General features: G+C 70.4%; 25 protein-coding genes. 8 read left to right on the top strand and 17 right to left on the bottom strand.

The genetic code is table 11. The annotated features are described in order from the left end of the window. Positions 1–37: 37 nt before the first annotated feature. Genes AC07VM_RS18340 through AC07VM_RS18330 form a run of 3 tightly spaced genes read right to left on the bottom strand, consistent with a single transcriptional unit; the run spans position 38 to position 2201 of the window. Entirely contained in the window at positions 38–688 is a 651-nt protein-coding gene (locus AC07VM_RS18340; protein ID WP_494912648.1) for an alpha/beta hydrolase family protein, read from the bottom strand. Further along, positions 685–1461 (bottom strand): DUF4870 domain-containing protein, encoded by a 777-nt coding sequence (locus AC07VM_RS18335; RefSeq protein ID WP_494912647.1) that lies wholly within the window; start codon positions 1459–1461, stop codon positions 685–687. The genes AC07VM_RS18340 and AC07VM_RS18335 overlap by 4 nt, the downstream gene beginning before the upstream one ends. Next, complete coding sequence (locus tag AC07VM_RS18330) at positions 1458–2201, bottom strand: YflT domain-containing protein (RefSeq protein ID WP_494912646.1); 744 nt, start codon at positions 2199–2201, stop codon at positions 1458–1460. The genes AC07VM_RS18335 and AC07VM_RS18330 overlap by 4 nt, the downstream gene beginning before the upstream one ends. An 86-nt stretch (positions 2202–2287) precedes the next feature. On the opposite strand from AC07VM_RS18330, the gene AC07VM_RS18325 reads away from it, so the two are divergent. From AC07VM_RS18325 to AC07VM_RS18315, 3 genes are read left to right on the top strand one after another with little or no spacing between them, the layout of a single operon-like run. Beyond that, the gene (locus tag AC07VM_RS18325) at positions 2288–3556 is read left to right on the top strand and encodes a magnesium transporter MgtE N-terminal domain-containing protein (protein ID WP_267417868.1); all 1269 of its coding nucleotides are present in this window, start codon (positions 2288–2290) and stop codon (positions 3554–3556) included. After that, positions 3556–4068 carry a DUF1003 domain-containing protein gene (locus AC07VM_RS18320; protein WP_267417867.1) on the top strand — a complete coding sequence of 171 codons (513 nt, stop codon included), beginning with the start codon at positions 3556–3558 and terminating at the stop codon, positions 4066–4068. The genes AC07VM_RS18325 and AC07VM_RS18320 overlap by 1 nt, the downstream gene beginning before the upstream one ends. Then, positions 4065–5186, top strand: a complete 1122-nt coding sequence (locus AC07VM_RS18315) for an Mrp/NBP35 family ATP-binding protein (RefSeq protein ID WP_494912644.1) — start codon at positions 4065–4067, stop codon at positions 5184–5186. Before AC07VM_RS18320 ends, AC07VM_RS18315 begins: the two co-directional genes overlap by 4 nt. 64 nt (positions 5187–5250) lie before the next feature. Here AC07VM_RS18315 and AC07VM_RS18310 read toward each other — a convergent pair whose 3' ends face one another. Next, positions 5251–5625 (bottom strand): twin-arginine translocase TatA/TatE family subunit, encoded by a 375-nt coding sequence (locus AC07VM_RS18310; RefSeq protein WP_267417865.1) that lies wholly within the window; start codon positions 5623–5625, stop codon positions 5251–5253. Positions 5626–5714: 89 nt separating this feature from the next. Here AC07VM_RS18310 and AC07VM_RS18305 point away from each other — a divergent pair, with 89 nt between their 5' ends. Further along, a complete protein-coding gene (locus tag AC07VM_RS18305; protein WP_267417864.1) occupies positions 5715–6353 on the top strand; it encodes an O-methyltransferase in 639 nt (212 codons plus the stop codon). Positions 6354–6427: 74 nt separating this feature from the next. On the opposite strand, the gene AC07VM_RS18300 is transcribed toward AC07VM_RS18305, so the two are convergent. The 3 genes from AC07VM_RS18300 to dapE all read right to left on the bottom strand — a co-directional run bounded on the left by AC07VM_RS18300 (position 6428) and on the right by dapE (position 8968). Next, a complete protein-coding gene (locus AC07VM_RS18300; RefSeq protein WP_017203323.1) occupies positions 6428–6601 on the bottom strand; it encodes a DUF3117 domain-containing protein in 174 nt (57 codons plus the stop codon). Positions 6602–6695: 94 nt separating this feature from the next. Further along, entirely contained in the window at positions 6696–7913 is a 1218-nt protein-coding gene (locus AC07VM_RS18295; RefSeq protein WP_494912643.1) for a hypothetical protein, read from the bottom strand. Further along, entirely contained in the window at positions 7895–8968 is a 1074-nt protein-coding gene (gene dapE, locus AC07VM_RS18290) for a succinyl-diaminopimelate desuccinylase (protein ID WP_494912642.1), read from the bottom strand. Before dapE ends, AC07VM_RS18295 begins: the two co-directional genes overlap by 19 nt. 65 nt (positions 8969–9033) lie before the next feature. Between dapE and dapD the strand changes: the two genes are divergently transcribed. Together dapD and AC07VM_RS18280 are read left to right on the top strand one after the other, a co-directional pair. Further along, positions 9034–9981 (top strand): 2,3,4,5-tetrahydropyridine-2,6-dicarboxylate N-succinyltransferase, encoded by a 948-nt coding sequence (gene dapD, locus AC07VM_RS18285; RefSeq protein WP_494912641.1) that lies wholly within the window; start codon positions 9034–9036, stop codon positions 9979–9981. A 291-nt stretch (positions 9982–10272) separates the two neighbouring features. Beyond that, positions 10273–11658 (top strand): DEAD/DEAH box helicase, encoded by a 1386-nt coding sequence (locus AC07VM_RS18280; RefSeq protein WP_267417857.1) that lies wholly within the window; start codon positions 10273–10275, stop codon positions 11656–11658. Positions 11659–11760: 102 nt separating this feature from the next. Here the strand turns inward: AC07VM_RS18280 and AC07VM_RS18275 are convergent, their stop codons facing one another. Then, entirely contained in the window at positions 11761–13212 is a 1452-nt protein-coding gene (locus tag AC07VM_RS18275) for an MFS transporter (RefSeq protein WP_494912640.1), read from the bottom strand. Between the two features lie 72 nt (positions 13213–13284). Here AC07VM_RS18275 and AC07VM_RS18270 point away from each other — a divergent pair, with 72 nt between their 5' ends. Beyond that, positions 13285–13917 (top strand): TetR/AcrR family transcriptional regulator, encoded by a 633-nt coding sequence (locus AC07VM_RS18270; protein WP_494912638.1) that lies wholly within the window; start codon positions 13285–13287, stop codon positions 13915–13917. A 22-nt stretch (positions 13918–13939) separates the two neighbouring features. Here AC07VM_RS18270 and AC07VM_RS18265 read toward each other — a convergent pair whose 3' ends face one another. The 6 genes from AC07VM_RS18265 to AC07VM_RS18240 form a co-directional block, all read right to left on the bottom strand. After that, entirely contained in the window at positions 13940–15229 is a 1290-nt protein-coding gene (locus tag AC07VM_RS18265; RefSeq protein ID WP_267417853.1) for a citrate synthase, read from the bottom strand. Positions 15230–15418: 189 nt separating this feature from the next. Further along, positions 15419–16531 (bottom strand): succinyldiaminopimelate transaminase, encoded by a 1113-nt coding sequence (dapC, locus tag AC07VM_RS18260; protein ID WP_494912636.1) that lies wholly within the window; start codon positions 16529–16531, stop codon positions 15419–15421. A 9-nt stretch (positions 16532–16540) separates the two neighbouring features. Next, on the bottom strand, positions 16541–16861 hold the full coding sequence (gene fdxA, locus AC07VM_RS18255) for a ferredoxin (RefSeq protein ID WP_021199610.1): 321 nt from the start codon (positions 16859–16861) through the stop codon (positions 16541–16543). 9 nt (positions 16862–16870) lie between these two features. After that, positions 16871–17281 (bottom strand): histidinol dehydrogenase, encoded by a 411-nt coding sequence (locus tag AC07VM_RS18250; protein ID WP_494912634.1) that lies wholly within the window; start codon positions 17279–17281, stop codon positions 16871–16873. 85 nt (positions 17282–17366) lie between these two features. Then, positions 17367–17681, bottom strand: a complete 315-nt coding sequence (locus AC07VM_RS18245) for an AzlD domain-containing protein (RefSeq protein WP_267417848.1) — start codon at positions 17679–17681, stop codon at positions 17367–17369. Next, positions 17678–18400 (bottom strand): AzlC family ABC transporter permease, encoded by a 723-nt coding sequence (locus AC07VM_RS18240; protein ID WP_494912632.1) that lies wholly within the window; start codon positions 18398–18400, stop codon positions 17678–17680. Before AC07VM_RS18240 ends, AC07VM_RS18245 begins: the two co-directional genes overlap by 4 nt. Before the next feature lie 101 nt (positions 18401–18501). Between AC07VM_RS18240 and AC07VM_RS18235 the strand changes: the two genes are divergently transcribed. Next, positions 18502–19050, top strand: a complete 549-nt coding sequence (locus tag AC07VM_RS18235) for a helix-turn-helix domain-containing protein (protein ID WP_494912630.1) — start codon at positions 18502–18504, stop codon at positions 19048–19050. 3 nt (positions 19051–19053) lie between these two features. Here AC07VM_RS18235 and AC07VM_RS18230 read toward each other — a convergent pair whose 3' ends face one another. From AC07VM_RS18230 to AC07VM_RS18220, 3 genes are all read right to left on the bottom strand, one after another. Further along, complete coding sequence (locus AC07VM_RS18230) at positions 19054–20679, bottom strand: MFS transporter (protein WP_267417844.1); 1626 nt, start codon at positions 20677–20679, stop codon at positions 19054–19056. A 10-nt stretch (positions 20680–20689) separates the two neighbouring features. Next, positions 20690–21724: a glutaminase A gene (glsA, locus tag AC07VM_RS18225; RefSeq protein WP_267417842.1), complete on the bottom strand. Its 1035-nt coding sequence runs from the start codon at positions 21722–21724 to the stop codon at positions 20690–20692. Between the two features lie 96 nt (positions 21725–21820). Next, positions 21821–22720: an aggregation-promoting factor C-terminal-like domain-containing protein gene (locus AC07VM_RS18220; RefSeq protein WP_494912628.1), complete on the bottom strand. Its 900-nt coding sequence runs from the start codon at positions 22718–22720 to the stop codon at positions 21821–21823. Between the last annotated feature and the right edge of the window lie 116 nt (positions 22721–22836).

Here is a 22836-nt window from a genome sequence, read left to right as displayed (position 1 = left end):
GGCACGGACTCGACGGCACGGACTCGACGCCGCGGACTCAGCGCCCGACGAACTCCGCGATGATCGGCGCGAGCGACGCACCGATCTCGGCCGCAGGTCGCTTGCGGCCCTTCACCTCGAAGGTGTGACCGCCGCCCTCGACCCAGACGACGCGGGCGTCCTGGCAGGTCGCGACGGCGGCTTCGAACTGCGACACCGGCTGGATGAACGGGTCGTTGCCGCCCTCCACGAAGAGCTGCGGCACGGAGATGGCCGGGAGATGCTCGACGCGCGGCTTCTCGGGCCGTCCCGGCGGATGCAGCGGGTACCCGAGGTAGGCGAGACCGTCGACGACGAGGCCGTCCGCGACCGCCATCGACGCCATCCGCCCGCCGTACGACTTGCCCGCGGCCCACACCGTCGCGGTCGGGTCCTGCTCTCGCGCGAACGCCACCACCGCACGCCAGGTCGCGATCGCGTGCGTCGCCGGGCCCGGCATCCTTCTCCCCTGCTCGACGTACGGGAAGTTGAAGCGCAAGGTCGAGAGCCCGTGCGCGGCGAGCGCCTCCGTGAGGCCGGTGAGGAACGGGTGGTCCTTCCCCGTGCCCGCTCCATGGGCGACGATCACGGTCGCCCCCGCGTCACCCGCCGACCAGTCGGCCGAGACCGTGGTCGGTCCGGTGGGGAGCTCGACCGGGATCGTGGTCATCGGGCGCGGGAGAACGGGATCGCGAAGGGGACGCGCATCACGCCGCCGGACGACACCCGCACGGTGCCCACGATCACCAGCACCAGGTGGAGGAGCGAGACGGCGAAGTAGAGCGTGATCGGGATGCCCAGGGGGTAGAACCCCGTCGCCGGCTGCTGCACGGTCAGCCCGATGAGCAGAACGACATGCAGGATGATGAGGAGCGTCGAGACCATCAGGTAGGTCAGGCCCCAGTTCAGCGCCGAGCGCGCGTTCTCCGCCGCGGCTCCACCCGCTCGTCGGGAGGATCCGCCGCTCGCGGCCATCGCGATCCCCGAGACGAGTCCGCCGAGGAATGGGATCGGGATGAGGATCAGGAAGCCGAGCACCCACGGGAGCAGTCCGCGTGCCGGTGCGGCCTGCGGGTGGGCGGGCACCGGGTAGCCGGGTGCGGGGTACGCCTGTGCCGGGTACCCCGGGGGCACGGCGGCGGGATAGCCCTGCGGCGGAGCGGCGTAGCCCTGCGGCGGAGCGGCGTAGCCCTGCGGCGGAGCGGCGTAACCCTGCGGCGGAGCGGCGTAGCCCTGCGGCGGAGCGGCGTAACCCTGCGGCGGAGCGGCGTAGCCCTGCGGCGGGGCGACGGGGGCGACGGGATATGCGGGCTGCTGCACCGGGTATGCGGGCTGCTGCTGCGGGTACGTCGGGGGTTGCGCCGGCTGATTCTGCGCGACGGGCGGCGCGGGCGGGGGCGGCGGGACGAACTGTCCCGGGTCGTGGGACTCGGATTCCGTCATCGCTGCTCTCCCTCAGGGGTCGCGGCGCCCGGGGCGACATCCGGCTCGACGGCCGGGGACTCCGGCGAAGGCGACTCCGCCACGTCGGCCGCCGGGGTGGGGCCGGCATCGGGCACAGCGTCTCCCTCCGGCTGCGGCTCCGGGTCGGCGGGGCGCGGCGGGATCACCGGCTCCTCGGGAGCAGGTGCGGGCGCGGGGGCGGCGGCCCCGGGCGTGATCCGCTCGCCGTACCGCGGCGGCTCGTCGAGATTCACCGGCGGACGCACCGGAGCGACCTTCGTCGCGCCGAGCACCTGGCGCGCCTTGGAGAGCGACGCCGCCTGCACCGTGACCTCGTAGTGGTCCGCGGCGAACTGCGTGACGCTCGCGAAGTCGCGGCGGCGGCGCACGATGGCGTAGGTGACGAGACTCAGGAGCATGCCGACCGCGACGCCGATGAAGACGAAGCCGACGAACAGCTGGATCGGCACCTCCGGGTTGCCGAGCACGAGGATCGCCGACAGGAACAGGCCGATCAGCACACCGTTGATGGCACCGGATCGCGCCGCGGCCGCGTAGCCCAGCTTTCCGGTCACCCGCTCGACCGTGCGCACGCTCTGACCGACGATGGCGATGTCGCGCGCCGGCACCTCCCCGGCGATCAGCTTGGACACCGTCTTCTGCGCGCTCTCGTAGTCGCGCATCGAGGCGACGATCTCGCCTGTCTCCGTGCCGGACGCGGGGCGGTTCAGCATGCTCATCCGGCTATTCTTCCACGCCTGCCGCTCGGAGGACCGAGGCGCGACCGGACCGGCGCGGGCCGGGCACGCCGACTACGCTGGGAAGCGTGAGCACACAACGGGTATTCGCCGCGCGCCTGGCCGGGTGCGCCGTCTTCGACCCCGTGGGCGACCGGCTCGGCAAGGTCCGAGACGTCGTCGTCGTGTACCGAAGTACCGCGGCCCCGCGCGTGATCGGTCTGGTGGTGGAGATCCCCGGACGACGACAGGTGTTCCTCTCGATCGGCCGGGTCACCTCGATCCGCTCCGGCCAGGTCATCACGACCGGACTCATCAACGTGCGCCGCTTCTCCCCGCGCGCCGGCGAGGTGCGCGTGCTCGCCGAGATGCTCGGGCGACGTGTGAGCTTCGTCGACGGCAGCGGCACCGCCGTGATCGAAGACGTCGCGATCGAGCCGAACCGCCTCGGCGAGTGGGCGATCAGCCAGCTCTTCCTGCGCCGCCCGAAGACCAGCGCCTCCCCGTTCGCGAAGGGACCGACCACGTTCGCGGCCTGGAGCGAGGTCACCGAGCAGCGTGCACCGGGCGAGTCCCAGTCGGCCGAGCAGCTCGTCGCCTCGTATTCCGAGCTGCACGCCGCCGACCTCGCCAACACGCTTCTCGACCTCCCGCAGCAGCGCATGATCGAGGTCGCGGAGGAGCTGTCCGACGACCGTCTCGCCGACGCGCTGGAGGAGATGCCCGAGGACGAGCAGGTGCACATCCTCGATCGCCTGGGCGACGAGCGCGCCGCCGACATCCTCGACCAGATGGAACCGGACGATGCGGCCGACCTGCTCGCGCAGCTCGACCCCGACCGTCTGGAGCAGCTCCTGGAGCTGATGGAGCCGGAGGAGGCCGAGGACGTCCGGATGCTGCTGCGGTACGGCCCGGACACTGCCGGCGGTCTGATGACCCCGGAGCCGATCATCCTCTCCGCCGACGCCACCGTCGCCGAGGCCCTCGCCCTGATCCGTCGGCACGAGCTGCACCCGGCACTGGCCGCGGCGGTGTTCGTGACCCTTCCCCCGTTCGAGACGCCGACCGGACGCCTGCTCGGCCTCGTGCACTTCCAGCGGATGCTGCGCTATCCGCCGCACGAGCGTCTCGGCGCGATCCTCGACGACAGCCTGGAGCCCGTGCCCGTCACGGCCTCCGCCGCCGAGGTGGCGCGCATGCTGGCGAGCTACGACCTCGTCTCGCTCCCGGTGATCGACGCGGCGCACCGCCTCGTCGGCGCGATCAGCATCGACGACGTGCTCGACTATCTGCTCCCCGACGACTGGCGCTCGCACGACGGCGATGACACGCCGTCTCCGGCGAAGGAGGTGCGCTGATGCCCCGCGCCACGCGCCTCGATGCCCCCGGGCGCAGCACGACCCGCCCTCGCACGACCTCGCGCGACCGCTTCGGCCGGTTCACGGAGTGGGTCGCCCGCGCGATGGGCACCCCCGCGTTCCTCGTCATCCTCAGCCTGTTCTGCGTGGTCTGGATCCTCTGGAACACCCTGATGCCGCACGATCTGCGTTTCGACGACGCGGCCCTCGGCTTCACGGCGCTGACGCTCATGCTGTCCCTGCAGGCGTCGTACGCCGCCCCGCTGATCCTGCTCGCGCAGAACCGCCAGGACGACCGCGACCGCGTCCAGATCGAGCAGGACCGCCAGCGCGCCGAGCGCAACCTCGCCGACACCGAGTACCTGGCCCGCGAGATCGTGGCGCTGCGCATGGCCCTCGAGGAGCGCAACTCGCAGGCGGTGACGCGCGACGTGCTGCGACAGGAGCTCAAGTCCCTGCTCGCCGAGCTCGAAGAAGGCGGAGACCGGCCTTCGGCGGGCGCGGCATCGTGACCGAGGTCGACCGCGTCCGCGCGGCGGTCTCCGCGGTGACGGACCCGGAGCTGCGCCGCCCCATCGGCGAGCTCGACATGGTCCGCGATATCTCCGTCGAGGGCGACCGCGCGCGCGTCGGCATCGTGCTGACCATCGTCGGCTGTCCGGCCGCCGCGCGCATCGAGTCGGACGTGCGGCAGGCCGCGTCGTCCGTCGCCGGCATCGCGGACGTCGAGGTCGAGGTCGGCGTGATGACCCCCGCCGAGCGCAAGGCTCTCACCGAGAAGCTCCGCGACGGACGGACGGCACGGCAGATGCCGTTCGGCCCCGACTCCCTGACCCGCGTGATCCTCGTCTCCAGCGGCAAGGGCGGCGTGGGCAAATCGACGGTCACCGCCAACCTCGCGGTCGCGCTCGCGGATCAGGGGCTGTCGGTCGGACTCGTCGACGCGGACGTGCACGGCTTCTCGATCCCGGGCCTGCTCGGCATCCCGGCGGGCACGCAGCCCACCCGCATCGACGACCTCATGCTGCCGCCGGTGGCCCACGGGGTCAAGACGATCTCGATCGGGATGTTCCTCCGCGACGGGGAGTCCGTCGTGGCGTGGCGCGGGCCCATGCTGCACCGCACGGTCTCGCAGTTCCTCACCGACGTCTTCTTCGGAGACCTCGACGTGCTGCTGATCGACATGCCGCCGGGGACCGGCGACATCGCGATCTCGATCGGACAGCTCCTCCCCCACGCCGAAGTCCTGGTGGTGACGACCCCGCAGACGGCGGCGGCGGATGTCGCGATCCGCAGTGGACTCGTGGCGCGTCAGACCGGACAGCGGGTGATCGGCGTCATCGAGAACATGGCGGCCTACACGCTCCCGGACGGCACCGTGATCGACCTGTTCGGCTCCGGCGGGGGCGCGGCCGTCGCCGAAGCGCTCTCGGAGTCGGGACCCGCGGTGCCGCTGCTGGCATCGATCCCCCTGAGTCCGGCGCTCCGCCAGGGCGGGGACGCCGGTGTCCCGATCGTCTCCGGCGAGTCGACGGATGCCGCGGCCATGACGATCCGCGCCGTGGCGGCAGCTCTCGCCCGACAGGGCCGCGGCCTCTCCGGGCGCTCTCTGCCCATGTCGATCGGCTGACCGCGTCGAGCGGAACGTCCTCGACGACGAGCCACGGCGTCGCGGTGTGCGAGCCGACCCGGCGTCACGTTGCTTCGGGATCGAAGGGGGGTCGGTTCGTCGCGCTGAACGACTGGGGCAGGACTCGGGGAGCGACGGGCTCGGCGATCGTCTCGCGTGCCTGCACGGGCGTGGCCGGCTGCGGCTCCTCCAGCAGCGCGTCGCGGATGATCCGGCGCGGGTCGTACTGTCGCGGATCGAGCTTGCGCCAGTCGACGTCGTCGAGCTCGGGGCCCATCTCCTCGCGCATCCGCGACTTGGTGGAGCGCAGATACTCGCCCGCCTTGCGGACCATGCGGGAGAAGCTCTCCGCCGCCTTCGGGAGACGCTCGGGACCGATGATCAGCACGGCGATGAGGCCGATCAGCAGCATCTTCTCGAAGGTGAGCCCGAACGTCATCTGTACAGGCTACCGCCGCGCCTGCGCTCCACGCACACACCGAGCCAATACCCTGGAGAGAACCACCGTCAGGCAGGGAGAGACAGGCCATGAGCGAGCACGACGCGAACGCGCGTTTCCTTCGCGAGTCCATCGTGGAACCGGACTCCATCATCCGCGCTCGCGCGCATGCCGTCGAGCTCGGCGCGATGCCGATCAGCGCCGTCGTCGGATCGCAGATCGCCGTGCTGGCGGCCGCGACCGCAGCACGGTCGATCGTCGAGATCGGCACCGGCGCGGGCGTCTCCGGCCTGTGGCTGCTGCGCGGTGCGCCCCAGGCGGTGCTCACCTCGATCGACAACGAGCCCGAGCACCTCGCCGCCGCACGGCAGGCGTTCTCCGACGCGAAGGTCCCCTCCACCAAGGTCCGGTTCATCACGGGGCGCGCGATCGACGTGCTCCCCCGCATGAACGAGGCCTCCTATGACATCGTGCTGGTCGACGCCGACCCCGAGAACGTGATCGAGTACGTCGAGCACGGACTCCGTCTCGCACGCACCGGCGGCATGGTCCTCGTCCCCCGCGTCCTGGCCGGTGGCCGCGTCGCGGATCCCGTGCAGCGCGACGACGTCACCTCGGGATACCGCTCGCTCGTGCAGGAGACGCAGGAGTCGTCGGCCGTGCTGGCGACCGTCTCCCCCGCGGGTGAAGGCCTGCTGCAGCTGATCAGTCTCGCCGAGCGCAGCTGATCCGAAGACGACGAAGGGCGGTGGATCCGCAGATCCACCGCCCTTCGGATCCGCCGAAGCGGATCTCAGATCGATCAGGCCGGTGCCACGACGGCGGCAAGCACGTCGTGAAGCTCCTTGGCCTCGGCGTCGTTCACGGAGACGACCAGGCGGCCGCCGCCTTCGAGCGGAACGCGCACGATGATGAGTCGTCCTTCTTTCACGGCCTCCATTGGCCCGTCTCCGGTCCTCGGCTTCATCGCTGCCATCGTGGCTCCCTTTCCTCCGGTGGTATGGAATGAGTTTATCGGGTGTCACCGGGGCCTGGAGGTCACGGAGCAACAATTGGCTCGGGCTTCGCGATCACGGCACCTGCCAGAAGGTGCTTCCGAGCGCATACACGTGGTAGATCCAGAGCCACTGACCGAGCAGACTGAAGACCAGGACGCCGAACCGCCACCACCGCGATCGAGGCACCGCGACCGCTCCCCACAGCGGGCTGAGCGGCAGCAGCAGGCGGAACGTGCTCGACTGCGGGAAGAACACGGCGAGCAGATACAGCAGGTAGCTCGCGCTCCACAGGCGCAGATCGGCACCGAGCGCGCGCACCTGCGGGGCGCGCAGCAGCGCCACCCCGGCGGCGGCGACCAGCAGCACCAGCGCGATCAGGCCCCACCACGGCGGCATGCCCCAGAACCCGAACCAGAACTGCGCGGCCTGCACCCAGCCTTCGAAGGGCACGAATCCGTCCACGCCGCCGACGATCCAATGACGGCGCCAGGCGAGTTCGGTCGCGAGGTATGCACCGGGATCACCCGTGACGACGCCGGCGATCACCTGCCACGCGAAGCCCGCCACGCAGGCGAGCGCGCCCAGGATGAGGATGTGCGCGATCTCGCGCCCGGCGAGCGGGTCCTCCCTGCGGCGCCGCCACCGCAGCACACCGTGCAGCCCGAGGTAGAGGGCGAACGCGAGGATCCCCGGGCGGGTGAACGCCATCACCGGGATCAGGAGGTAGAGCCAGGCATAACGGCGTCTGGTGGTCGCGTCGAGGGCGAGGAACAGCAGCAGCAGGAAGAGGGTCTCCGCGTAGCCCACCTGGAACATGGCGGCGAGAGGGCCCGATGCGAAGAACACGACGGCCCAGATCGCCGCCGAGCCTCCGATGCGGTCGCGAAGCAGTCGATGCAGCGCCAGGCACGCCAGATAACCGGCGACGAGCGAGAGCAGGAACGCCCCGGCGCCCCAGGATCCGAGGAGGAAGCCGAGGGCCTTCGCCGCGTATGCGAACACCGGCATGAAGGCCCATGCGTTCTCGGCGACCTCGCCCGAGTCGGTCAGCGGAAGCTCGGTCGGGTACCCGTTCTCGGCGACGAGCCAGTACCACTGCGCATCCCACCCCAGGACGAAGTCGAGGAGTCCCGCGCCGGCGCCGAAGCGCGAGAACGAGGTCGACAGGGAGGCCGCGAGGAGGAGGAAGACCGTCGTGATCCCCCGTGCGACGAGGTAGATGACGGCGATGCGCAGGGCGATCGGCGCCTGCGCCCATCGGCGGGCTGCGCTCAGTGCGAGGTGAGCCATGCGCGCAGGCCCCGCTCCACGGCGTCGATCTGCGCGAGCGGCACGCGCTCCTCGTCGTGATGAGCGAGGTGCGGGTCGCCGGGGCCGTAGTTCACCGCCGGGATCCCGAGCGCGGAGAAGCGCGCGACGTCGGTCCACCCGTACTTCGGACGGGGTTCCGCGCCGACGGCCGCCACGAACTGCGTGGCGATCTCGGCGTCCAGTCCGGGACGAGCGCCCTCGGCGGCATCCGTGATCTCGATGTCGAAACCGGCCAGGACGCTGCGGAGGTGGGCCTCGGCGTCGGCGGCGGACTTGCTCGGAGCGAACCGGTAGTTCACCTCGACCTCGCACGCATCCGGGATGACGTTCCCCGCGACGCCACCGGCGATGCGCACGGCGCTGAGGCTCTCGCGGTACAGCAGTCCCTCGACGAGGACCTCCTTGGCGCGGTATTCCGCGAGGCGGGTGAGGATCGGCGCCGCACGGTGGATCGCGTTCTCGCCGATCCACGCACGGGCGCTGTGCGCACGGACGCCGGTCGTGCGGACGATCGCCCGCAGCGTGCCGTTGCATCCGCCCTCGACCTCGCCGTTGGACGGCTCGCCCAGGATCGCGAAGTCGGCCTGGAACAGATCGGGACGCACAGCGGCCAGCAGCCCGAGGCCGTTCTTCGACGCCTCGATCTCCTCGTTGTCGTACCACATCCAGGTGATGTCGATCGCGGGATCGGTGAGCTCGGCGGCGAGCTTGAGCTGCACGGCGGTGCCCGCCTTCATGTCGACCGTTCCCCGGCCCCACAGGTACGGGACGCCGTCGATCTCGATGTCGCGGGTGGGGAGGTTCTCGTTGATCGGCACGGTGTCGATGTGTCCGGCGATGGCGACGCGCTGCGCCCGGCCGCGATCCGTGCGGGCGACGATGGTGTTGCCATGACGGAAGACCTCGAGATGGGCGAGCGGGGTGATCGCCTCCTCGATCGCATCGGCCAGCGTCTTCTCGTCACCCGACACGCTCGGGATGTCGCAGATCGCACGGGTGAGGTCGACGGAGGACGCGGTCAGATCGAGCACCATGGGTCAAGCCTACTTACCCCGTCATGCGTGACGTCGACCGGCGTCGGGCGCGCTAGCGTGGAAGCATGAGCGACGCGCGCACGGTATGGGCCATCGGACTGACCACGATCGCCGGAGACGGCACGGTCCTCGATGCCTGGTACCCCGAGGTCCGGTCCGGATCGGGCAGCGCCGACGCGGCCGCCGTGGCGGAGCTGGAAGCCCTCGCCGGGCTCGATGAGCGACGCAACGTGCGCACCGAGGTCGTGCAGCTGCAGATCGACCTGGACGACGCCCCGGCCTCCACCGCCGACGCGTACCTCCGGCTGCACGCGCTCTCGCACCTCGTCGTGCGCCCCAACGAGCTCAACCTCGACGGCATCTTCGGACACCTCCCGAACGTCGCCTGGACGAACGCCGGGCCTGTCCTCCCCGACGACGCGGCGCGGCTGCGCCCCCAGCTCCAGCGCGCCGGCATCCAGGTGCAGGGCCTCGACAAGTTCCCGCGGCTGACCGACTACGTGCAGCCCGCCGGCGTGCGGATCGCGGATGCCTCGCGCGTCCGTCTGGGGGCCCACCTCTCCCCCGGCACGACCGTCATGCACGAGGGCTTCGTGAACTTCAACGCCGGCACGCTCGGCGCCTCGATGGTCGAGGGACGCATCTCGCAGGGCGTCGTCGTCGGCGACGGCAGCGACATCGGCGGCGGCTCCTCCATCATGGGCACGCTCTCCGGTGGCGGCACGCACCGCGTGTCGATCGGCGCGCGCACCCTGCTCGGAGCGAACGCCGGCATCGGCATCTCCCTCGGCGACGACTGCATCGTCGAGGCGGGTCTCTACGTGACGGCCGGCACCAAGATCGTGCTCGCCGACGGCCCGGTGACGGCCGACGGCGGACGCCGGACCGTGAAGGGCGCGGAGCTGTCCGGCCAGGACGGACTGCTCTTCCGCCGGAACTCGCTGAGCGGTGCCGTCGAAGCCGTGCGCCGAGCCGGCGTGGGCGTGACGCTGAACGAGGCGCTGCACGCCTGACCACGGTGTGAGCGGCGCTCGGCACGGCGTTCCGCGGTGCCCGCGACCCGCGCACGCAGGGGGCATGCAGCCGACGGCATGCGTGCACTGGTAGACTGACACCGTTGCTGCACCGCCGGTCCCGCAACATCGTCGTCGTCACGGGGTCTCCGAGGACCGAAGCGAGCGAACTGCTCCCATCACCAGCTATAGCTGGCCTTTCGAACGGCGAACCGATGCGCAATTCCTGCGCCGTCGCCCACCTCACCCCCTATCTCGCGCCGTTCACTCGTGCGCTGACGGAGTTTCTGCATGTCTACTTTCCTCGAACTCGGCGTTCCCGCTGAGCTCGCCGCCGTTCTCGCCGATTCCGGCAAGACCGAGGCGTTCGCCATCCAGCGCGACACCCTTCCCGATTCCCTCGCGGGTCGCGACCTCCTCGGTCGCGGACGCACCGGAAGCGGCAAGACCATCGCCTTCGCCCTGCCGCTCGTCGCGCGCCTCGCCGCGTCCGGCGGCCAGCGTCGCGCCGGCCTTCCGCGCGGACTCGTCCTCGCTCCCACCCGTGAGCTCGCGACGCAGATCGCCGCGACCATCGCACCACTCGCCGAGGCCGCCGGCCTCCGCGTCACCACCGTCTTCGGCGGCGTCAGCCAGCGTCCGCAGGAGCAGGCGCTGCGCGGCGGCGTCGACATCGTCGTCGCCTGCCCCGGTCGACTCGAAGACCTGATGAAGCAGCAGGTCGTCCGCCTCAGCGCGATCGAGGTCACCGTGCTGGACGAGGCCGACCACATGGCCGACCTTGGCTTCCTCCCTGGTGTCACGCGCATCCTCACGGCGACCCCCGCGGGTGGCCAGCGCCTGCTGTTCAGCGCCACGCTGGACCGCGGCATCGACACCCTCGCGCGCCGCTTCCTCTCGAACGCGGTCAGCCACGAGGTCGACGAGGAGAGCGTGCCGGTCGGCGAGATGACGCACCGCGTGCTCGTCGTCGACTCCACCGACAACAAGACCGCCCTCGTGCGCGAGCTCGCCTCGGGCACCGGCCGTCGCATCCTCTTCACCCGCACCAAGCACCAGGCGAAGAAGCTCGCGAAGCAGCTCACCGCCGCGGGCATCCCGGCCGTCGATCTGCACGGCAACCTCTCGCAGAACGCTCGCGAGCGCAACCTCGGCGCCTTCTCCGCCGCTCCCGAAGACGGTGGAGTCCGCGTGCTGGTCGCGACCGACGTCGCCGCCCGCGGCGTGCACGTCGACAACGTCGACCTCGTCGTCCACGTCGACCCGCCGGTCGAGCACAAGGCGTACCTGCACCGCTCGGGCCGCACGGCGCGTGCCGGTGCCGCCGGAACCGTCGTGACCGTCGTGCTCCCCGAGCAGCGTCGCGACGTCAAGGATCTCCTCCGCAAGGCCGCCATCACGGCCCCGCTGGAAGATGTGACCACGGCTGCCGTGACCGCTCTGGTTCCGGAGCGCGCACCGCACGTGCGCCCCGCTCCCGTGCAGGCTCCGCAGCAGCAGCAGCGTCAGTCCTCGAAGCAGCGCCCCGCCGGTGGCGAGAAGAACGGGGCGGCCAACCCGCCGTCGCGTCGTCGTCGCCGTCCCCGCTCCGGTGGCTCCGGAGCCGGCCAGGGCGGTGGCTACTCCACGCAGAGCGGCCAGCGCCAGGGTGGCGGCCGCAGCTCACAGGGTCGCTGACCTCGCAGCCCCGGGCATACCCGGCTCCTCTCGACACAGCGCCCCTGGTCATGCAGCTCGCATGACCAGGGGCGCTTTCGTGTGTCCGGAGCGGGAGTCGCGTCAGACGGACACGGGCTTCTCCACCCGCTCCGACGAGTCATCCGCACCGGTGTCCTCGCCCGCAGCAGGGCGCAGACGGCGGATGCCCGAGGGGAGCGCGACGGAGATCACGGCGGCCAGGGCGAGCACACCCGCGCCGACCCAGATCGCGGGGACGGCCGCGTCGACGTAGCCGCTCGGGGTGAGGGTGCCGCCTGCACCGACGAACACCGCCGTCAGCACCGCGATGCCGAGCGCGACCCCGATCTCGCGCAGCGTCGAGTTGGTGCCGGACGCCTTGGCATGATCGTCCGGCCGCATGTTGACGAGCACGGCCGTGGAACTCGGTGCGAACACGAGCCCCATGCCGATCCCGGCCAGCAGGAAGGGCGGCCACATGCCCGAGTACTCGAGCGTCGCCGAGAGCGTGAGCGCGATCCACCCGAGCGCGATGGCGAGCATCGTCAGGCCCAGGAGGATCGGGAGGCGCGTGCCCGTGCGCGGCGACAGCAGCCCCGTGAGCGGCGCGACGACCATGGGCGCCAAGGTCCACGGCATGGTCATGATCCCGGCCTCGAGCGGCGTGTGCCCCTGCACCACCTGGAGGAACTGGATCAGGATGAAGACCGCACCGAAGATCCCGAAGCTGAAGGTCACACCCACGAGGTTCGCCACCGTGAAGCTGCGATCGCGGAACAGGCGCAGCGGCAGCAGCGGATGCGCGGTGCGGCCCTCCCAGATGACGAAGCCCACCAGCAGCAGAGCACCCGCCGCCAATGCCCCGACCACCTCGAGGCTGTCCCACCCCGCGTCGTTGCCGCGGACGATCCCGTAGACGACGCCCAGCACGCCGGGGCCGGCCAGCAGGAGGCCGACCAGGTCCGCGCGAACACGGGCGCCGAAGCTGTTGGGCAGCGCGAGCAGGACGAGCGGCACGGCGAGGATGCCGACCGGGACATTGAGCCAGAAGATCGTCTGCCAGTTCCAGCCCTCGATCACCGCGCCTCCGATGAGCGGCCCGGTGGCGACGCCGAGTCCGGCCACGCCTCCCCAGATGCCGATCGCGGCCGGTCGCAGACGCTCCGAGACGCTGCCGACGAGGAGGGTCAGCGACAGGGGCATGAGCGCCGCCGCGCCGAGGCCCTGGATCGCCCGGGCGAGGATGAGGATCGAGGGCTCGGTCGCGAGCGCAGCACCCGCGGACGCGAGAGTGAACACGGCGATGCCGGCCAGGAAGACGGTGCGACGACCGAAACGGTCCCCCAGCCCCACCGCGAGCAGCATGAAGGTGGCGAAGCTGAGGGTGTACGCGTTGATGACCCACTGCAGCTCCTCGATGGACGCATCGAGTTCGCGGGAGATGACCGGGAGCGCGCCGGTGACGACGAGGTTGTCGAGCGTCGCCATGAACATCGGCAGCGACGCCGCGACGATCGTCAACCAGACGGGAAGACGTCGGGTGGTTCGGGTCATGAGAGCCCCTTGTTGTTATTGAATGATTACTGACCTCTCGAAGAGTAGTAATCAACTGATAACCTGTCAAGCGTGAACGAGAAGCAGAGCGAACGCATCCCGGCAGCCGAGCGTCGGGAGCAGATCCTCGCCGCGGCGAGCCTGGTGTTCGGCGAGCGCGGCTACTTCGGCGCCACCACCGATCAGATCGCCAAGGCGGCGGGCATCAGCCAGCCCTACGTGGTGCGGATGTTCGGGACCAAGGAGACGCTGTTCGTCGAGGTCCTGGCCCGTGCGAGCGGCAAGCTGCTCGACACCTTCTCCGCGGTGATCGCGGAGTGGAAGAGCACGTCCGGCTCACCCGACCGCGAGCTGGGCAGAAGGCTCGGCTCCGCGTACGTGAACCTGGTCGAGGACCGCGGGATCCTGCTCTCGCTCATGCAGGCGTTCAGCATGGGGCACGATGCCGTCATCGGCGAACGGGCCCGCGCGGACTTCCTCAAGATCTACCGCATGCTGCGGGACGACGCCGGCTTCGCACCGGAGGAGGTGCGCACGTTCCTCGCCGAGGGGATGCTCCTCAACACGCTGCTCGGACTGCGCCTGCCGGAGCACTACGGCGCCGACGAAGCGACGACGGAACTGCTGGAATGCACCTTCCAGACCAAGCTGCAGCTGGTGCTCGACGTGGTCGGCGAGCAGACGGCAGACGCGGCGACCGCGTGAGGCACGCGTCGCCGCCCCTCCCCTAGCGGGTCGGGAACGAGCGCTCGGGCGATCCGGTGTACAGCTGCTGCGGGCGGCCGATCTTGGTCTGCGGGTCGAGCTGCAGCTCACGCCACTGCGCGAGCCAGCCCGGAAGACGACCGATCGCGAACAGCACGGTGAACATGCGGGTCGGGAAGCCCATCGCCTTGTAGATCACGCCGGTGTAGAAGTCGACGTTCGGGTACAGGCGACGCTCACGGAAGTAGTCGTCGGCCAGCGCCAGCTCCTCGAGCTCCTTGGCGAGGTCGAGCAGCGGGTCGGTGACGCCCAGCGAGGAGAGCACCTCGTCGGCCGCATCCTTGACGAGCTTGGCGCGCGGGTCGTAGTTCTTGTAGACCCGGTGCCCGAAGCCCATCAGCTTCACGCCCTCTTCTTTGTTCTTCACCCGCTCGACGAAGCGCGAGACGCTCTGGCCCGAGTCGCGGATCTGACCCAGCATCGTCAGCACGGCCTCGTTCGCCCCACCGTGCAGCGGGCCGGAGAGCGCCTGGATGCCGGCGGACACCGAGGCGAACTGGTTCGCTCCCGTGGAGCCCACGAGGCGGACGGTCGAGGTGGAGGCGTTCTGCTCGTGGTCTTCGTGCAGGATGAGGAGCAGCTCGAGAGCCTTCGACATCACCGGGTTGACCTCGTACTCCTCGCTGTGCACACCGAAGTTCAGCTTGAGGAAGTTGTCGACGAAGCTCAGCGAGTTGTCCGGGTAGAGGAACGCCTGGCCGACGCTCTTCTTGTGCGCGTAGGCCGCGATCACCGGGAGCTTGGCGAGCATGCGCACCATGTTCAGCTCGACGTGCTCGGGGTTGTGCGGGTCGGTCTGGCCCTCGTAGTAGGTGGAGAGCGCGGCGACGGCCGAGGACAGCACCGACATCGGGTGCGCCGTGTGCGGCAGCGCCGAGAAGAAGCGCTTGAGGTCTTCGTGGAGCAGCGTGTGACGACGGATCTTCTCGTCGAACTCCGCGAGCTCGGAGGCGGAGGGCAGCTCGCCGTAGATGAGGAGCCAGGCCACCTCGAGGTAGCTGGTCGATCCCGCCAGCTGCTCGATCGGATATCCGCGATAGCGCAGGATGCCCTTGTCACCGTCGATGAAGGTGATCTCGGACTTCGTGGAGGCGGTGTTGACGAAGCCGTAGTCGAGCCCCGTGTACCCGGTCTGCCGGGTCAGCGTCGAGAAGTCGATGCTGTCATGCCCTGCCGTGCCGCGCAGCACCGGGAATTCGGCGGTCGTCTCGCCGATCGTCAGCTTCGCCGTCTGGTCTGCCGCTGCGCTCACGCGGACCTCCTCCTGGTGTCCGCCCCGCGCGTCGCGGTGTGTCGGACAAGATCTTGATCAAGTCGGAACTGGCGATCTCTCGGCGCTGAGGCACCAGGTCGGGTCACGACCGAATCGCCTTTACAGCCTAGTAGGCACACAGGCCTACTGTGACATCCGCCAAACGGATGCCGTCTGCAAGGAGGGAACCTACAGGATCCCACCAGAGAGTCGGCGAGCGGCCTCGAGAACACGCTCGGTCGGGGCGGTGAGCGCCAGGCGGACGTGCTGCCCGGAGTCGGCTCCGTAGAAGGGCCCGGGCCCCGCGAGGATGCCGAGGTCGGCGAGCCGTCCCATCGACTCCCAGGCGTCGCGCCCCTCGGTCGCCCACAGGTACAGCCCGGCCTCGGAGCCGTCGATGCGGAAGCCGGCGGCCTCCAGGGCGGGTCGCAGCGCGTCGCGACGGGTGCGATACAGGGCCTTCTGCGCGGCGACGTGCTCATCGTCTCCGAGCGCGACCGCCATCGCGTGCTGCACCGGCGCGGGCGGCATCAGACCGAGGTGCTTGCGTGCGGTGAGCAGTTCCCCCACGATGCGCGCACAGCCGGCCACGAAGGCCGCCCGATACCCGGCGAGATTCGACTGCTTGCTCAGCGAGTAGACGCTGAGCAGGTTCGCGCGGCTGCCGTCGGTCACCCGCGGGTCGAGGATCGACGGGATCGGCTCCTCCGCCCAGACGCCGTCCCAGCCCAGCTCGGCGTAGCACTCATCGCTCGCGAGCACGGCGCCGAGCTCGCGCGCGCGGCGCACGGCCGCGGCCAGCTCGTCGACGGTCCAGGTGCGTCCGTCCGGGTTGCCCGGGGTGTTGATCCAGATGAGCTTCGCGCCCTCCGGCCACTCGGCCGGGTCGTCTGCGGGCACGGGCGTCGCTCCGACGACACGGGCACCCACCTCGTAGGTCGGATACGCCACGCGCGGGTGCACGACGATGTCGCCCTCCCCCAGCCCGAGCAGTGTCGGCAGCAGGGCGACGAGCTCCTTCGAGCCGATCGTGGGGAGCACGTTGTCGACCCGGAGGTCGGTCCCCCCCCGGCGCCGTGCGTACCAGTCGACGATCGCCTCGCGCAGCGTCGGCGTGCCGACCGTCTGCGGGTAGGCGTGCGCGTCGGTGGCCTCGGCGAGGGCACGACGGATGATCTCGGGCGTCGGATCGACGGGCGAGCCGACCGAGAGGTCCACCAGACCCTCGGGGTGCTGCGCGGCGCGCTCACGGAACGGGACGACGGCATCCCACGGGTAGTCGGCGAGGTCGTGGACGCTCACGGAACGCGCCTACTCGCCCTGCGGCGGGAGCGCGGCGATGATCGGGTGGTCGAACGCGTAGACGCCGACCTTGGCCGCGCCTCCGGGGGAGCCGATCTCGTCGAAGAACTCGACGTTGGCCTTGTAGTAGTCCTGCCACTCGTCGGGCAGGTCGTCCTCGTAGTAGATGGCCTCGACCGGGCACACCGGCTCGCAGGCGCCGCAGTCGACGCACTCGTCCGGGTGGATGTACAACGACCGTTCACCCTCGTAGATGCAGTCAACGGGGCACTCGTCGATGCAGGCGCGATCCTTGACATCGACGCACGGGAGGGCGATCACATACGTCACCCCTCCAGTCTACGACTCGCGGGGCTCGGGTTCCTGCGCGGCAGGCGCCTCGGTGCGCACCGGTGTCCGCGCGAACGACGGCCATGCGATGACGAGCAGCACGATTCCGGCCACCAGGTAGGTCCAGATCTGGCCGCTGAGCGAGTCCGGCACGACGATGGATCCGCCGGGACCGACGCCGGAGATCAGCACGAGCATCCCGATCATGCCGAGACCCGCCGCCACCGCCGCTCCCCTGTCGTGCGTGAGTGCGCGCACAGCGATGAGGATCGCGGCGCAGGCGATCGCCGCGACGATGATGCCGATCGGGATCGGGCCCCACATCACACTGTGCGCGATCGTGCCCGCGACGCCGTAGACGCCGCCCACCAGGGCGGCAGCGACCCACGACAGCACCCTGGACACCCGGTTCACGCGCACCCGTCGATCTTACCCGCGCGTCCTGGCAGCCCGACGAGAGCAGCCCGACGAGAGCAGCCTGACGAGAGCAGCCTGACGAGAGCGGTCAGGATGCGAGACCGAAGAGGCGCAGCAGGGCCGCCACGAGCGCCGCGGCGACCACGACCACCAGGAACGACTGCCGCAGCCACAGCAGCCCTCCCGCGACCAGCAAGGCGGGCACGCGGGCATCCACCGTGATCGCCTGACCGTCGCCGAGCGTCTGCACGGCGACGAGCGCCGCCAGGAGGGCCACGGTCAGCAGGTCGGAGATGCGGGCGGTGCGCGGCGCCTCGAGCACCTTGGGAGGCACCAGATAACCGGCAGCCTTCAGCGCCAGACAGATCAGCGCGGCGAGGAGGATCGCGCTCCACAGGCTCATGCGGGCACCTCCGAACCGGGAGGCGTCCCGTCATCGGGCGACGAGGGGCGACGCCCCAGCCAGTCGAACCATCCGACCGCGATCGCGACGACGGCCGCGACGAGCACCGGGAGCCCCGGCATGAGGAACGGGGTGAAGGCAGCGGCCACCACCGCAGCAGCCACGCCCACCGCGACCGCCTGCCGCTGCTTCAGACGCGGCCAGAGCAGGGCGAGGAAGGCCGCGGCCGCAGCCGCGTCCAGCCCCCAGGTCTTGGGGTCGCCGAGCACATCGCCGACGAGGGCCCCGACGAGCGTGGTGATGTTCCAGCCGACGAAGATGCCGATGCCGGTCACCCAGAATCCGACCTGCCGCAACCGGGGATCGCTCTGCGAGATCGCCACCGCCGTGGACTCGTCGATCGTGAAGTGCGCCGCCGCGGCCTTGCGCGCCGGTCCGCCGCCCACGATCGGCGACATGCGCATGCCGTAGGCCACGTTGCGCACGCCGAGCAGCACGGCCGAGGCGATCGCCGAAGGCAGGGCGGCGAGGCCACCGGCCGTGAACACGCCCACGAAGGCGAACTGCGATCCCCCGGTGAACATCAGGAGGCTGAGGACGCAGGTCTGCCAGACGTCGAGGTCGGCAGCCACGGCCAGCGCACCGAAAGAGACGCCGTAGGCGCTGGTCGCGAGCACGACGCCGAGCGCCTCGCGCCAGACCTCACGCTCCGCGGTCATCACGCCGCCGGCACACTGTTCGACTCAATGAACGCATGTCCATCATTCTGAACAGCTCGTGGCGGATAGTCAAGCGAACGAACGTTTGACATGATGAACACATGGAGGAACTCCGCACACGTATCGCCCGCACCCTGCGCCGGGAGCGGGAGGCCGCGAGCCTGTCGGTCTCCGAGCTCGCGCGACGAGCCGGCATCTCGAAGGCGACCGTGTCGCAACTCGAGAGCGGCTCCGGGAACCCCAGCGTCGAGACGCTGTGGGCGCTGGGGGTCGCGCTCGGCGTGCCCTTCGCCGTGCTCGTGGACCAGCAGGCGAACGCCCCCACGCTCATCCGGGCCGACGACCTCGCCGGCGTGCCCTCCTCCGCCGCGGCGTACAGCGCCACGCTGCTGTCGGCCAGCCCGCCCGGCGCGCGCCGGGACGTCTACCTGATCCAGGCCGAGCCCGGCGACGCCCGTCGCTCCGACCCGCATCACCCCGGCACCATCGAGCACGTGATCCTGATCGCCGGGGAGGCACGGATCGGACCTGCCGGCGACCCGGTGCTGCTGAATCCGGGCGACTATCTCACGTACGCCGGCGACGCCCCGCACATCTTCGAGGCGACGGCGCCCGGCACGAGCGCCGTGCTCATCTCCGAGCTGCGCTGAGCGTCACTCCGGTCCCGCCGCGGGCGACGGGTCGGGGATCTCGTGCGGACGGTACTGCGGCAGCCGCGAGGCCGGGAGGATCGCCAGTGCGCTGATGCCGGCGAGCAGGAGCAGACCGAGCTTGAGCGTGCCCAGCCGTGCCTCCTCGTTCACGACCACCGCCGCGTCCACCTGCTCGGGCGTCGCATCCGTGTTCTCGAGGGCGGCGCGCAGATCGTCGTTGCTGATGAAGTTGAGGCTGTCCATGTCGACCTGGGCGACGAGGGACGGCGGCAGCTCCGGGTGCTCCACGACCGCCCGTCCGACGCTCAGACCGAGCAGGGAGACCAGCAGCGCACCCGCGAGGGCGGTGCCGACGGCGGAGGCGAGGTTCTGGGTCGTCCCCCGGAGCGAACCGACGTCACCGGCGAGCTCGGCCGGGGCCGCGGTCACCAGCACGTTGAACACCAGCGTCACCAGGGCGCCCTGCCCGATGCCGAACACGATGAGTCCGGCGATGGTCGGGATCGTCTCCCAGTTGTTGGTCACGACGACCGACAGCCACACCAACGCCACCGTGGTGAGGATGAATCCGACGACCCCGATCGTGCGCGGCGGGAAGCGCTTGTACAGTCGCACCACGAGGGTGGCCGTGACGAAGACCGTGAGGTTGAACGGCATCATCGCGATGGACGTGTCGAAGGGCGTTCGCCCCTGCACGATCTGGATGTAGAGCGGGATCGTGAAGTTCACGCACGCTTCCAGGGCGACGACGATGAACATCGCGTACACCGCCGCACGCTCGCGCGAGGAGCCGAGCACGCTCAGATCGATCAGCGGCACCTTCCCCTCCGCCATCCGCTTCCTGGTCCAGAGGAAGAACCCCTGTCCGAGCACCAGGCCGACGACGATGAAGACCGGCGCCGGCGACAGCCCCAGCACGGTGAACGGGGCGTCCGGGGCCGCGGCCACAGCACCCCAGGCGTTCAGGTTGTTGAACCCCAGTGTCAGCAGCACGATCGCGGCGCCGATGAGCAGCGACGCGACGAGGTCGATGCGGATCGAGGCGTCCCCGCGGTCGCCCCGCAGGGTGAAGCTCAGGGCGAAGACGATGACGGCGATCCCCAGGACGATGATGAACATCGGCCGCCAGCCGACCAGGGTGCCGAGGGTACCGCCGATGAGGAACGCGCTGACGCCGGAGATCGCTCGCGCCGAGCCGATGGCGCCGATCGCGGTCGCCTGCTGCGGGCCACGATAGTTCTCGGCGATGAGCGCGACGATCGACGGGACGATGATCGCCGCCGCCGCCCCCGCGACCGCCTGCCCCGCGATGGCCCAGCCGACGGTGGGCGCGAAGAGCATCATCACGGACGACCCCGCGAACAGCGCGATCACGATCCGGAAGATGACGACCCAGCCGATCCGCTGACCGAGTTTGGCGCCCGTCATCACGAGCGCGGCCACAGCGAGGCCGTACATGACGATGGTCGTGCTGGCGACCGTCGGCGGTACACCGAAGTCGCTCACCATGCCCCCGAGGGAGATCGGCAGCGCGGCGACGTTGAACGACATCAGGACCTGTGCGAGGAACAGGCTGACCATCGGCAGCCAGGAGGTCTTGGTCGGGGTCTGCGACGTCTGGGTCATGGTTGCGCTCCTACACGGCGGACGGGGGGACGGTCTCGGAGTGACGACGCGACGCCGGGGCCGAGGCGAACAGGTTCAGCCCCAGCACCCGCGACAGATAGCCGATCGCCATCTGGGAGCGGACGGAGTTCCCCGCCTCATCCAGACGCGGGGAGAAACCGGCGGCCGCGCCCTTGCCCGGGGCGATCGCGACGATGCCCCCGGCGACGCCGGACTTCGCCGGCAGCCCGATCTCGAACAGCCAGTCACCGGAGCGTTCATACAGACCGGTCGAGGCGACGACCGCGAGCGTGTCCCGGCACACCTCTTCCGAGACCACGCGGACGCCGGTGACGGGGTTCACTCCCCCGTCGGCGAGCGTCGCCCCCATCACGGCGAGATCATGCGCCGTGACGCTGAGCGCGCACTGACGCGTGTAGACGTCGACGATCTCGTCCGGGTCGCCTTCCAGCCGGCCGTAGCTGCGGAGCAGGCGTCCGAGCGCGCGGTTGCGGTCGTTGGTCTCCGCCTCGGACGCGTACACCACGCCGTCGAGGCTCAGCGGGCGGCCCGCGAACGCTGACAGGCCCTCGCGGACGCGTTCCCACTGCTCGACCGAGGTGGCACCCGGCATCAGCGCGGTCGTGGCGATGGCGCCCGCGTTCACCATCGGGTTCATCGGATGGCCGTCGTTGAGTTCCAGGGCCATCACGGAGTTGAACGGAAGTCCGGTGTTGTTCACCCCGACGACGTCCCGCACGCGCTCATGGCCGTGCTCCTGGATCGCCAGCGCGTAGACGAACATCTTCGAGATCGACTGGATCGAGAAGGGATGCAGCGCGTCCCCCGCGTCGTGCAGCCCGCCACCGACCTCGATGACGGCCAGTCCGAAGAGCTCAGGGTCGGCCTCGGCGAGCACCGGGATGTAGTCGGCCACCCGGCCGCCGCGCTCCTCCGAATAGCGGGCGTGCGCCTCGCGGACGATCTCCTCGACACGGTCCCACCCCGGCAGCGTGCCGGTGGACACCTCCTGCGGCACATCGCGCCACGCCACGGGGTCGAGCACATTTCCTCCTCGGATCCGGGACGCCCCCAGCCGTCAGAGTCACCGTAGCGCTCGGCGCCGCCCAGGGCGAGGAATTCCTCGGAGGCACGCGTCCGATCAGTACCAGTTCATGGCCTGCGAGTGCGACCAGGCGCTGCACGGCGTGCCGTACGTCGAGGAGATGTAGCCCAGCCCCCACGCGACCTGCGTCGCGGCGTTCGTCTGCCAGTCGGACCCGGCCGCGGCCATCTTGCTGCCCGGGAGCGCCTGCGGGATCCCCGTCGCGCCGCCGTCCGCGTTGTAGGCCTGGTAGTTCCAGCCCGACTCCTTGGTCCACAGCGATTCCAGGCACGAGAACTGGTCCCCGCCCCAGCCGTACCGGCTCGACATCAGCTGCCGCGCGGAGGCCTTCGCTCCGTCGACGGTGTTGGCAGCCGCCAGAGCCGCCGCCGCCTTCTTCTCCGCGGCTGCCTTCGCCGCAGCCTTCTCGGCGGCGAGGCGGGCCGCGTCCTCCGCGGCCTTCTTCTCCTGGGCCGCGGTGAGCGCCGTCTGCACCTCCTGGGTGTCGGCGACGACCCGGGTGATCTCCGAATCGGCCTCCTTCGCGAGGATCCCGACCAGCAGCACCGGCATCACGTCGCTCTCGCCGAGCCGGTCGATGTCGTCCTCGAGGTCGGACGTGTCGATGGAGGTGTCGACCCCCACCTCGAGCCCGGAGGCGACGACATCTGCCGTCACCGTCTCGGCCGCCGAGACGGCGCTCCGGGCTTCCACCAGGGTCGCCGCGGCGTCGTCGCTGATCTTCGAGAACGGTTCGGCGCCGACGAGGGGCCGCGCCACTGCAGAGGCATCGGGGGTCATGTCGCCGATGGCGGGGCTGGAGGCGAGGCCCACGCTCAGCGTGATGCCGACGAGGGTGGCCGCGGTGATGCCGAGGACGGTCATCGGGCGGTGGGTCGCGGTGCGGGCGGATGCCGCCGCGGAGGCGCGCCGAAGCGCACGGGTTTTCTGAAGCATGGGTTCGACTTTCGGGTGGTCGTACGCCCTTGCAGGAGACTCATCGGGAGCTCGTCCCAGGCGCAAGTGAACCACTCTGCATGGTGAACCTGAGCAAAAACCATCCCTCACCTGGG

It is taken from the genome of Microbacterium sp. GW821-FHT01D02 (genome assembly GCF_059422585.1).
The sequence above is the reverse complement of the archived record's forward strand: the minus strand, read 5'-3'. Positions and strand labels throughout refer to the sequence as shown.

What these genes read in the sequence shown, in the direction of transcription:
- dapD (WP_494912641.1), top strand. Translation starts at nt 9,034, where the DNA reads ATGAGCGACGCGCGCACGGTATGGGCCATCGGACTGACCACGATCGCC.
- AC07VM_RS18235 (WP_494912630.1), top strand. Translation starts at nt 18,502, where the DNA reads ATGGAGGAACTCCGCACACGTATCGCCCGCACCCTGCGCCGGGAGCGG.
- AC07VM_RS18240 (WP_494912632.1), bottom strand. Translation starts at nt 18,400, where the DNA reads ATGACCGCGGAGCGTGAGGTCTGGCGCGAGGCGCTCGGCGTCGTGCTC.
- AC07VM_RS18220 (WP_494912628.1), bottom strand. Translation starts at nt 22,720, where the DNA reads ATGCTTCAGAAAACCCGTGCGCTTCGGCGCGCCTCCGCGGCGGCATCC.
- AC07VM_RS18340 (WP_494912648.1), bottom strand. Translation starts at nt 688, where the DNA reads ATGACCACGATCCCGGTCGAGCTCCCCACCGGACCGACCACGGTCTCG.
- AC07VM_RS18335 (WP_494912647.1), bottom strand. Translation starts at nt 1,461, where the DNA reads ATGACGGAATCCGAGTCCCACGACCCGGGACAGTTCGTCCCGCCGCCC.
- AC07VM_RS18330 (WP_494912646.1), bottom strand. Translation starts at nt 2,201, where the DNA reads ATGAGCATGCTGAACCGCCCCGCGTCCGGCACGGAGACAGGCGAGATC.
- AC07VM_RS18295 (WP_494912643.1), bottom strand. Translation starts at nt 7,913, where the DNA reads ATGGCTCACCTCGCACTGAGCGCAGCCCGCCGATGGGCGCAGGCGCCG.
- AC07VM_RS18300 (WP_017203323.1), bottom strand. Translation starts at nt 6,601, where the DNA reads ATGGCAGCGATGAAGCCGAGGACCGGAGACGGGCCAATGGAGGCCGTG.
- AC07VM_RS18245 (WP_267417848.1), bottom strand. Translation starts at nt 17,681, where the DNA reads ATGAGCCTGTGGAGCGCGATCCTCCTCGCCGCGCTGATCTGTCTGGCG.
- AC07VM_RS18280 (WP_267417857.1), top strand. Translation starts at nt 10,273, where the DNA reads ATGTCTACTTTCCTCGAACTCGGCGTTCCCGCTGAGCTCGCCGCCGTT.
- AC07VM_RS18230 (WP_267417844.1), bottom strand. Translation starts at nt 20,679, where the DNA reads ATGACCCAGACGTCGCAGACCCCGACCAAGACCTCCTGGCTGCCGATG.
- AC07VM_RS18275 (WP_494912640.1), bottom strand. Translation starts at nt 13,212, where the DNA reads ATGACCCGAACCACCCGACGTCTTCCCGTCTGGTTGACGATCGTCGCG.
- AC07VM_RS18305 (WP_267417864.1), top strand. Translation starts at nt 5,715, where the DNA reads ATGAGCGAGCACGACGCGAACGCGCGTTTCCTTCGCGAGTCCATCGTG.
- AC07VM_RS18320 (WP_267417867.1), top strand. Translation starts at nt 3,556, where the DNA reads ATGCCCCGCGCCACGCGCCTCGATGCCCCCGGGCGCAGCACGACCCGC.
- dapE (WP_494912642.1), bottom strand. Translation starts at nt 8,968, where the DNA reads ATGGTGCTCGATCTGACCGCGTCCTCCGTCGACCTCACCCGTGCGATC.
- AC07VM_RS18310 (WP_267417865.1), bottom strand. Translation starts at nt 5,625, where the DNA reads ATGACGTTCGGGCTCACCTTCGAGAAGATGCTGCTGATCGGCCTCATC.